The 473-nt window shown below is 61.7% G+C and carries 1 pseudogene; it reads left to right on the top strand.

What is annotated here, in order from left to right:
- Positions 1-460 (top strand): annotated as a pseudogene (locus tag AB4Z23_RS28415) (NtaA/DmoA family FMN-dependent monooxygenase); the annotation flags it as partial.
- Positions 461-473: the final 13 nt, after the last annotated feature.

Below are 473 nucleotides of genomic sequence, written 5' to 3'. Positions count from 1 at the left end.
GAGCGGGCAGACGTTTCCGCAACGCGTCCTGTATCTAGGTCAAATGTTGGGCCTGCGGCTCGACCCAGGCCATCTGGACGCACCGCTTACATCGGAGCAATTGGCCTCCGCTCGTCCGTCGCCCGGCGACCCTCGTTCGGCGCACGCCCTCAAGATCGCACGTGAAGGCTGGATCCTGCGCGACGTTCTCGCCCATGGAGTGATCGATTATCACCCAGCGATCGTCGGCCCGGCCGTTGAAACCGCCGATCATATGCAGGAATGGTTCGAAGCCGGCGCCGCTGATGGCTTCTGGCTGTCGCCTGACGTGTTTGAGGACGGAATCGATGCGTTCGTCGACGGCGTGGTTCCGATACTCCAGGAGCGCGGACTTTTTCATTGGGATTATGAGGGCACGACGCTGCGAGATCATCTCGACGCGCCCGCTCAATACGGGCTCGACCCGCGGGTCATTGGCTGAAAGATCTTTCCGG

This window comes from Agrobacterium sp. MCAB5 (genome assembly GCF_052114365.1).
GTDB classification, from domain to species: domain Bacteria; phylum Pseudomonadota; class Alphaproteobacteria; order Rhizobiales; family Rhizobiaceae; genus Agrobacterium; species Agrobacterium tumefaciens.
This window is presented reverse-complemented; position numbering and strand designations above follow the sequence as displayed.